This window comes from Actinacidiphila sp. bgisy160, assembly GCF_965342435.1.
Taxonomy (GTDB): domain Bacteria; phylum Actinomycetota; class Actinomycetes; order Streptomycetales; family Streptomycetaceae; genus Actinacidiphila.
In genome coordinates, this window is record NZ_CBDRCM010000101.1 from 1 (window position 1) to 8,582 (window position 8,582).

The following is an 8,582-nucleotide window of genomic DNA, read 5'->3' on the forward strand; positions in this document are numbered from 1 at the left end:
AACCCTGGTCGACCTCACCGTGGCAGAGATCCGGCGACTCCTGGCGGGCGGCCGTTCCCACAGCCCGCGTCCGCCACGGTGCTCGCCCCGCGCTCACGCCTTGAACTGGTCCACCTGGCGCCGACAACGCCAGGCCGTCGCCCGCCGCTGTCATTACCAACGCCGGCTGCAGACGATCGAGGGGCGGTCCCAGGAAGACCGCCCCTGACCGGCACCAGCCCACTACGCTCACCGCGCAGCCTTCTGATCAGGCAAAACGTCGAAGTCCTGCTGGAGTATTAGGGACTGTTCTGAGTTCCGATCAATGGCTTGGTTGGAGGCTGCGGAGCCAGATGATGGCGCCGCGTAAGTGGAGTCCGGCCAGGTAGCTGGCGGGTGTCTTGTCGTAGCGGGTGGCCAGGCCACGCCAGTCCTTGATCTTGTTGATGCAGCGCTCGACGGTGTTGCGCTCCTTGTAGAGCTCGGCGTCGTGGGTGACCGGGCGGCCTCCGCGTGAGCCCTTCTTGCGGCGGTTGGCCGCCTGGTCCGCCTTCTGCGGGATGACCGCCTTGATGCGTCGTCTGCGCAGGTAGGCGCGGTTGGCCCGGGAGGAATAGGCCTTGTCCGCGGCGAGAGCCCCGGGCCTGGTGCGAGGTCGGCCGATCCGGCCACGGACCTTGATCCGCTCAATGACCTCCGTGAACTGCGGACTGTCAGCCGCCTGCCCGGGAGTCAGGACGAACGCCAGCGGCCGGCAGCGCCGGTCCGCGGCCAGATGAACCTTGCTGGTCAGCCCGCCACGCGAGCGCCCGAGCCCGGCCGCCTTCAGCCGCGCCCTGCGGCGACGGCGACGCTCCGCATGCGCCAGCGCGTCCGCAGCGCCGTTCACCGCCCGCTCGGGCGACTCCTTTTGCCCCTTTCGCGGAGCCCCTTTTCCTCGGCGACGGCCTTCTCCAACGCGTGCAGCAGATCCGGGTCCACGGCCATACCCGCCGCGTCGTGGTGAGCACGCACGACCGTGGAGTCCACACTGACCAGGCCCAGATCGACCTGCCCACGCACGGCCGCCTCCGCGATCATCCCCTCCATCAAGGCCTCGAAGACCCCGGCACCGGCCCAGGACTCAAAGCGGCCGTACACCGTCGACCAGGAGCCGTACTTCTCGGGCAGGTCACGCCACGGACTGCCGGTACGAAAACGCCACACCACCCCGTCGAACTGCCTCCGCAGCCGCTGGGGATCGTACGGCCCGCGTTCCCCCACCGGCAGGAACGGCTCGACCAACTCCCACTCGCCATCGGTCAGATCACCACGCGTCACACCGGTCTTCTACCAGGTAACGACCCACCGCCAGAGGCGAATGGCACATCCAATGATCAGATCCTGGAACAGTCCCTAGTGTCCTTTTCCGGATCCTTTCGGGCGTTGTTCCTGAGGTTGGCGAAAGGCAGAGATCCTCCGTGGAGTTCTTTGAATTCGTCGATCAGGTCCTGCTCGGCCTCACCCGCGTCGTCCTCGGTCATCGACCGCCAGGCGACGAGCAGTGCGTCCGAGTCGACCAGCTGCCAGATGTAGCGACCGCCCCAATGGCCGGCCAGCAGACCGGTGCCGTGGCGGCGGTAATCGGCAAGCCGCTGATTCAGTCCGTCGTGGCCCGCGGCCTTGCCGATGTACACGACCGTTGCCCCGTCCACCCAGGCATCGCCGAGTTTGTCGGCCGTCACGGACGGGTCGCGGCCTTTGAGGTGTCCGGCAGGGCTGGTGGGGAGGAATGATGGGGGCGAGGTGTCGGTGCGGATCACCACGTAGATTCCGTGCCCGGTAGGGACGTTGCTGTCGGGCAGTTCACGGAACGGCACGAAGCCGCGGAAGCCGCGTTCGGTCAGGGTCTTCTGCGTCAGCTCTGGTGTCGGGCTCATGCCAGTCATCGTGCCAGGCGCATCTGACAGTCCTCGGTCGGAGAGTGCGGAGATCACAGTCACGGAGGAGGTAGTCCTCCGCATCGGCACCGCCGCCCGTTGGGTGGAGATGGACAGGTGACCCTGGTCGCCGTCGTTGCCGGACCGCGGCATCATCTCGGTCAGGCCCGGTCCTCGTCCGGAGAACCGGTCACGGCACAACACCTCGTCGAAGGCTGGGCACCAGTGCCCGGGCACGCCGGCGGCGTCCTCGACGGCCTCGCGCGGTTTGCGGACAGGATCAAGCTGCGCGTCCGCCATGACGGCCTGGTGGACAGGGCTCATAGATGAATTGCGGGACCCTTGGCCGTGGGTAGCCGCGCTGGTCCCTACCTCATGTGTCTGGGGAGGAGCTGCCCACGAACTGGCAGTTGCGAGTGAGCGAGGCTTGTATCTATTCGCCCTTCTAACTTGATCTACGGCAATCGCAATGTGATGGGTCCAGCTGGGCGAGGCCACGGTCGAGCTGCGGGTGTGGAAGAAAAGCGCTGCGCCTGAATGACCGCAGCGACCCGGCCATCTCACCCGGCCACCGCGATTGCCGGTACGCCAACGGACATGCTCGTGTCCGCTTCGCACCGGGCGACTGTGTGCATCGGCGTCATAATGTCTCTCGCCGAGTCAGCTTGACTCTGCGGGCCGAGGGAGGGGGACGGGGATGCCGCTGGAGTTTGGGTTATGGCGGGTGGACGACAAGCCGGTGAGAGTCGCCACGCGGCCGATGCCTTTGGAGTCGCGGCTGGAGGCGCTCATCGAGGCCGATCCTGGAATCCTGGGGCATCCGTTGCTGTTGATCGGCCGGCAGGTGTCCACCAGTCATGGAAAGGTGGTCGACCTGCTCGGCATGGAAGCCGACGGGGGCCTGCATGTACTTGAGCTCAAGCGGGATCGCACGCCCCGCGAGGTAGTGGCACAGGTCCTCGACTACGGATCCTGGGTCCAGGCGCTGACCAACGAGCAGATACGCGACATCTACGCCTCCTACGCCCGCAGCAGAGGACTAGCCGAGGAACTGGACGAGGCATTCGCGCTGCGGTTCGGCGGCAGTCCACCGGAGGTCCTCAACTCCACACACGCCCTGACCATCGTCGCGAGCGAGATCGACGCGGCGACCGAGCGGATCGTCACCTACCTGGCGTCCGGGTTCCAGGTGCCGGTCAACGTGCTCTTCTTCCGTTACTTCGAGGACGAGGGGCGCGCCTACCTGGCCCGCACCTGGTTGATCGACGAGGCCGAGGCCGCGGTGCCGTCGGCCGGAGCGAAGGGACGCGGGAAACAGGAGCCGTGGAACGGGATCGACTGGTATGTATCCTTCGGCGATGAATCCGGTGGCCGGAGTTGGGACGACGCTCTTCGCTACGGATTCGTATCGGCCGGCGGCGGGGAGTGGTTCTCCCGCACGATCCGGTCCTTGCCGCTGGGAGCGCGGGTGTTCACCCACATCCCCAAGGTGGGGTACGTGGGCGTCGGCACGGTGTTCGGCGAGCCGCAACCGTTCGAGGACGCCGTTCTCACCGTTGACGGTCACAGCCGACCGATGGCTGACCTGCCCCTGAAAGGCACCTACCGACCTACCGCAGTCGGCGCAGAGGTGGACGGCCAGGATCGCCGTGAGTGGATCGTCCCGGTCACGTGGGAACAAGCTGGGCCCCGCGAGCGAGCGTTGTGGCGCCCGGGCTTCTTTGCCAACCAAAACTCCGCCTGCAAGCTCCGTGCCCGTTTCACCATCGACGAGGTCTCCCGTCACTTCGGTATCGATCAAGGCTCGGCTGACGCCTGACACGACCGCAGCGTCCCTGCACCGCCTCCGCTGTCGGCTGCTCGGGATCAGGCGCTTGGCGACAGCAGCCCTGCGGGTACCGATAAATCATCCGCCCAGGTACGGCTCTGATCACCGATCTCCAGATGTGCCCAACGCCTTCACCTGCACAGGTAACCGGCGGAACCATGATCTGTCGTGCTACTGCCCTTGGCCTACCCTGCCGCGACCGACGCCTTCGCGTTCCTGCGCCTGCTGACGATGAGCGATCAGGACAAGGACATCGAGATCCTCGCGCTGCGGTACCAGCTGCTGATCCTGCAGCGCCAGGTAGGCATGGCCGCGTTCACCGACACCGACCGTACGATCATCGCCGGCCTGCTCCACCACCTCCCGAAGCGCAAGCTGCGCCGTCTCCTGCTGCGGTGCCATCGGCGATGCGCCACAGCCTCGACGAGATTTCGGTGTGGCGGACCCAGCCGTTGTGCCCCTCCTGGACCGTTTCATGACCGTCGAAACGGCGGGCCGGACTGTTCCACCGGGCGACACGTGTCGGCGTACGAGTCAACGTGTCCAACCGGGGCGGCCGCACGCGCACAGGTCCCAGAAAACGCTCAGCGATTGGTCCAGGGGGCCGGTGCCCGTGCCGTCGATCCAGCCATCGCCTTCAATGATTATCGCTGTCCGAGTCGGGCCGAGGCCGTGATCAGCTGAGCCAGTAGCTCGTGTTGCGCGCGGAGGTTGGCTTGGGTGGTGACGTTGCGCCGCCGGGGTCGAAGGCGGTGACGATGTGGATCGTCTGCCTGCTGGCGAGCGGGTATGCCAGGCCCGGCACGCCTGGCGGCCCCCGGCCGGGTGCGATGCGTACGGTGCGGGCGGGGAAGGCGATGTCCACCTGCCGTGGGCAGGTAGAGCGGCCACTGCGTCGGCTGCGCGCAATGAAAAACGGCAGTGGTGCGCTCCCGGTCGACGGATTCGACACCGTCGACTGCTTCCGGGGCCAGTATCCGGTCCTCGCGTGCCGGAGAGCGTGCCGAGGATCGGTGCATGTCAGGTGGAGGCGGCCTCTATCCCATTGAGGGCGTCCCGTTCCTCCTGGCGTAGCCGGTTCCGCTCCCGGACCTGCGCGCAGAAGGTGCGCAGAGCTTCGGGGTCGGCGGCGGTCTCGCTGTCCACGACGGTGCGGGAGCCGTCGCCGACCTCGACGATCTGCTGGTCCATGCGGCCGCTGCCGAGGATGCCCATGATGGTCAGCCACTCATCGTGGACGGCCGGGGTTAGGTCGATGTCCAGGTGGCGCTTGGAGGGGGGATCGTCCGGGCTGATGGGCTCGGTCATTGCCTCGAGCAGGGTGAAAGTAAGGACGCGCAGGTCCGTGTACTCCTTGGGGTCCATGAGGTCTTCGAGTGTGTCGAGGTAAAGCCGGGCCAGTTCGTGGGCCTTCGGACCTGGCGTGGCGCCGGTGCTCTCGTGGTCAGGCAAGGAGGTTCCCTCTCGTCTCTTTGCGTCTTTTCGCGTCGGGTATCGGCAGGCGAGCAACCTATAGGAGGGCGCGGACACTAACGCGCATCATGCCGCGTAGGCGCTCGGATGCATCGCCCGTGCCATCCGGGCGAGTTCGGAGAGTTCGGCGAAGCGGCTCTTCCGCTGCGACTTCACGTTCTCGGCGGGCAACTGAGGAAGGAACTGCGCCGGCGTCCCTGGTAACGCCATGGCCGCGGGGTGTGTACCAACGGCGAGCATTCTTTCGGGGCAGTCACTGGACTTTGGATACGGCCGTGTGGCAGCGTTGTGCTCGTCAGGTGCTCAACACCTGGCAGTTGTGATGGTCCCGCGTGAGCGGGAGCCCGTAGATCTCCCTGCCGGCAGGTAAGGGGGTCCCCTTTCGGAGGAGACCCTTGTGCCTGCCGTTAGTCGTTTCGCCCAGTCAACGCCGTGGTCGCACTATCTTTGCGCGGTCGTGGACATCGCCTTCCCCGCGCACAGCATTCGCGTCACACGCTCCCCGGGTGGCGTGTCGGGCCTCCCGTACCCGCTCCATAGCGCGGAAACGATCCACATCGTCACCGCCTTCAACCCCGGCGGGCGCAACGTCACCGCGAGGGCCAACCTCCGGGCGCAGCACGAGCTGCTGCGTAGCGTCAGCGTTCGCGGGCTGCAGTGGTGGCCGGCTGTCGGAGGCGACCTGGACGACTCCCATGCCGAGATCAGCGCAGCGGTGGTCGGCATGGACGACGCACAGGCCCGGGCGCTGGGCCGGAGGTTCGGCCAGGACGCCGTGTTCGCCTGGTCACCTTCCTCGTGGCGACTGCTGGCCTGCGCCGACGCGGCCCACGACTCGGTCATCGCTGGCTGGCACGCCGCCATCCTCGAGCCGACATCCCACCGGTTCTCCCGGTCGCCTGCCACGTAACCCCGGATGATCGGTCGTTCCCGCGAACGCGATGCCTTCGCCCCGAACAGGACGTGCCGCGGCTGCCCTTGCCGGCTCCTGGCGCCCCTCGCTTCTACCTTCGCGCCGACGCCCCGCGGTGCGAGAGCACCGTTGCTGCTGCTCTTAGCTGCCTCGGTACCGACGGCCGGCTCTCCCCTGTGGGAGGCCGCCAGTTTCGCTGGAAACTCGCCCGCTTCCCGATGCGCCACGTGCGCCCCCGGACTCAAGCCCTCCTCTTTGTTCAGATCCTGATTGGAGCCGACCATGGACTCGTTGGACACGGACCTTGTTGACTTCGCCGACCGGGCCTCGACGCTGGAGCAGCGTGCGGTCGCGCTTGGCGCACCTGTGCAGCAGTCGCTGCCGCTCCTGCCCGCCGCGTTGCCGGTCTCGGTGGACCACGTCATCGATCTGTCGTTGGCGTTCGACAGGCTTGGTGCCCGCGAGGAGTACCTGCAGGCCTGCGAGCTCGTTGTGGATCTGCTGCGCCTGCACCGCGCGCGTGACCCGCTGGAGTTCGCCAACGCCCTGGGCATCCTGGCCGCCGCTCTGGCCGAAGCCGGCCGCCCCGGCGACGCGGTCGTGCCGTTGCGGGAATGCGTCACCCTGCTTGCCCCCTGCGCTGCCCCCGAGGTCAACACCGATCGCCTTGCCGCGGACCGCGAGGCGCTGGACGGCCTCGCCCTGTACGCACGGGCCTTGCTTGACCTGGGCGGCTGCCTCGGCGAACTCGGCCGACTCGAGGACGGCATCCAGATACGCCGGCAGGCGCTGGCCGCCTACGAGCGCTGCGCCGCCGCTTCCTCCGGGTTCGAAGGCAACGTAGCCGTGACCTGCATCCGTCTGTCCGACATGCTGCTCGAGCAGCCCGACACGGCCGAGGAGGCCGTCAGCGCCGCCGACCGAGCTGTCGGCGTGCTCGGTCCCACGGCCGACTTCGCGCCGTACCGCGACGGGGCACTGCCCGATCTCGCCTACGCCCACTGGCTGCGCACCCGCGCCCTGACACGCCTGGACCGCCTCGACGATGCCGTGGCCGCCGGACGCCAGTCCGTGGACTTGCTGCGCACCGCCGCATCCTCCTCCGTCCCGCACGTTCGGACGCTGGTGACGGCTCTGGAGCTGACCTCCGACCTGCTGGCCGACGCCAAAGAACACGATGAAGCCCTCGCGCTGGCCGTCGAGGCCCTCGAGGCGGCGGCCCGGACTGAAGATTCCTTCCTTCAGCTCTTGGCGCTGTGGCTGCACAGCCGCCGCATCCTGGACCACCCGGGCGTATCCGAGGACTGGGACGACACCACGGTCGACGGACTTCTGTCCGCCTACTCCACTATCGTCGAGCACGCCCCCGCCCCATGGCTGGAGGAACTGGCCGTCCAGCTCATGACCCTGCACGGGCGCCTCACCGACCTCACCCGCGTTGGTGACGCCGCCACCGCCGTCGCCCTCGCCCTGACGCCCTACCGGCAGCTGGCCGCCGCCGATCCCGCCTGGACGCCTCCCTTCTGCCACGCCCTGGGCGTGTATGCCGAACTCTGCGTGCGCATCGGGGCGCTGGACCAAGCCCTGACCATCGCCGAGCACCACGTGTCCCTTGCTTCGGCACACGACCACGGCAGCGCCGTACATGCCCGCGCCCAGGAGACCTTGGCCACCTGCCTGGCCAGTGTCGGACGCGCGGAGGAGGCCGAACAGGCCAGCCGCGCCGCCGTTGGCCTGTGGACCGCGCTCGCCGACGCGAGCGACGACGACCCCGACGTCCTTGGCGGCCTGGCGCACGCCTGGAACACCCTTGCCAACCGCCTACTCGGCCTGGACCGCCCGGAGGAGGCCGCCGCCGCGGCCGCCCGGGCCGCCGCGCTGTGGCCCGCCGACAGCATCGGCCGCGGCAGCGCCCTGTACCTCGTCGGCGTCGCCCTGGCCCGACTAAGCCGCCACCGGCAGGCCGCCGAAAACTTCCGCGAAGCCGTCGCAGTCTACGAGGATCACGCCCCGCTCGCGCCGCACCAGGAAACCCAGCTGAGCGACGTGCTCCACCACCTCGCCGTCAGCTACGGCCGATTGAGGGAGCACGCCGAGGCCTTCGCCTGTGCGTCCCGCGCCGCGGCGATCCTGCACCGCCAGTGGCAGGCCGACCCGGTCGCCCACCACGCGCACCTGCTGAGAGCCCTGGTAACCCTGATGCACTGCGGTGTCCAGGCCGACGAACTGACCACCGCGGCCGAGGCCGCGCGACTGCGCGTCACCGTGCTTGAGACGCACCCCGCAACCGAGCCCTTCCAACTGGGCATGGCCCTTGGCGATCTGGGCGGACTCCAGCTGGACATCGGTGCTGCGCAGGATGCCATCGAGTCCTTCACTCGCAGCGCCAAGGCCGTCCCCGAGGATCCACACGCACGCGCCATGATCCACTGCCGAGGGGCCCTCGCACTGCACCGCTGCGGCCGCACTA

At 68.1% G+C, this 8,582-nt stretch carries 6 protein-coding genes and 3 pseudogenes; 4 read left to right on the forward strand and 5 right to left on the reverse strand.

Annotated features, from left to right (window positions below; all coding sequences use genetic code 11):
* Positions 1-208, forward strand: a pseudogene (locus ACRWNP_RS36455) (hypothetical protein); the annotation flags it as partial.
* 93 nt (positions 209-301) lie between these two features.
* Here ACRWNP_RS36455 and ACRWNP_RS36460 read toward each other — a convergent pair.
* A pseudogene (locus ACRWNP_RS36460) lies at positions 302-1,299 on the reverse strand (IS5 family transposase).
* 56 nt (positions 1,300-1,355) lie between these two features.
* Positions 1,356-2,198, reverse strand: a complete 843-nt coding sequence (locus ACRWNP_RS36465) for a hypothetical protein (protein ID WP_431969204.1) — start codon at positions 2,196-2,198, stop codon at positions 1,356-1,358.
* A gap of 397 nt (positions 2,199-2,595) precedes the next feature.
* Here ACRWNP_RS36465 and ACRWNP_RS36470 point away from each other — a divergent pair, with 397 nt between their 5' ends.
* Entirely contained in the window at positions 2,596-3,717 is a 1,122-nt protein-coding gene (locus ACRWNP_RS36470; RefSeq protein ID WP_431969206.1) for a hypothetical protein, read from the forward strand.
* A gap of 180 nt (positions 3,718-3,897) precedes the next feature.
* Here ACRWNP_RS36470 and ACRWNP_RS36475 read toward each other — a convergent pair whose 3' ends face one another.
* From ACRWNP_RS36475 to ACRWNP_RS36485, 3 genes are all read right to left on the reverse strand, one after another.
* Positions 3,898-4,128 (reverse strand): hypothetical protein, encoded by a 231-nt coding sequence (locus ACRWNP_RS36475; RefSeq protein ID WP_431969208.1) that lies wholly within the window; start codon positions 4,126-4,128, stop codon positions 3,898-3,900.
* 618 nt (positions 4,129-4,746) lie between these two features.
* Complete coding sequence (locus tag ACRWNP_RS36480) at positions 4,747-5,178, reverse strand: hypothetical protein (RefSeq protein ID WP_431969210.1); 432 nt, start codon at positions 5,176-5,178, stop codon at positions 4,747-4,749.
* Between the two features lie 87 nt (positions 5,179-5,265).
* The gene (locus ACRWNP_RS36485; RefSeq protein WP_431969212.1) at positions 5,266-5,409 is read right to left on the reverse strand and encodes a hypothetical protein; all 144 of its coding nucleotides are present in this window, start codon (positions 5,407-5,409) and stop codon (positions 5,266-5,268) included.
* A gap of 301 nt (positions 5,410-5,710) precedes the next feature.
* Between ACRWNP_RS36485 and ACRWNP_RS36490 the strand changes: the two genes are divergently transcribed.
* Both ACRWNP_RS36490 and ACRWNP_RS36495 read left to right on the forward strand, forming a co-directional pair.
* Positions 5,711-6,109 (forward strand): DUF3293 domain-containing protein, encoded by a 399-nt coding sequence (locus ACRWNP_RS36490; protein ID WP_431969214.1) that lies wholly within the window; start codon positions 5,711-5,713, stop codon positions 6,107-6,109.
* Positions 6,110-6,394: 285 nt separating this feature from the next.
* Positions 6,395-8,582, forward strand: a pseudogene (locus tag ACRWNP_RS36495) (hypothetical protein); the annotation flags it as partial.